Annotated in this window: 1 protein-coding gene; it reads left to right on the top strand. The window is 58.4% G+C overall.

Annotated features, from left to right (window positions below; all coding sequences use genetic code 11):
• The first annotated feature begins 143 nt into the window (after positions 1 to 143).
• Positions 144 to 452, top strand: a complete 309-nt coding sequence (locus ACXJ7R_RS35865; protein WP_457155907.1) for a hypothetical protein — start codon at positions 144 to 146, stop codon at positions 450 to 452.
• The last annotated feature ends 135 nt before the right edge of the window (positions 453 to 587 follow it).

Genomic DNA, 587 nt, shown 5'->3' with positions numbered 1-587 from the left:
CAAATGGCCCTGTGCGAATTGAATTGAAAAGCCCGCCACCGTGAGGCTCGCGGTATCTCATTCGGGTGTACCTCATAGGGCCATCTTGCATTCCGCGTGGCCATTGCCCTCCATCAGCAATGGTCGGCTTCAGGGAAACCCTCATGCGCGACGCCGAGCGGTTGGCTTTCGACGAGATGAAGAAGGCCGGAGACCTCAGGCGCAGGCTGGACCTGCACGATGAAGCCAAGGCAAAACTGGAATCCGATCTGGACGACAAGGTCGCTGCGGGTGCCCGCTTAGATACGTATCAGCCCCTTATAAACGATACGCCTCAACGTCCGCGCTGCTGGGTATGGCGAGCAAGGCAGGAGCCCATGGTTGACCAGTGGAGAGATGACCAGGGCTTCCTCAAGTGCCGTGAGTGTGGCTACCTCGCTTTCTCGTGCCTTGAAGAGGCCCGCCACCGTTAGGCCGTTAAGCCCCCGACAGTCCGCGCGGCTGGACACCTTGGAAAGGCAGACCGGGCCGTGATCGTTACAAAAACCGTAATTTGGCGGCCACAAGTCGGCCAGGAAGCCAACGGAAGAAGGGATCCATTTTTTAAC

Source organism: Mesorhizobium sp. P5_C1 (assembly GCF_054049815.1).
The sequence above is the reverse complement of the archived record's forward strand: the minus strand, read 5'-3'. Positions and strand labels throughout refer to the sequence as shown.

Bases quoted from the DNA above. Each gene is read 5' to 3' on its own strand.
- ACXJ7R_RS35865 (WP_457155907.1), top strand. From the start codon at position 144: ATGCGCGACGCCGAGCGGTTGGCTTTCGACGAGATGAAGAAGGCCGGA.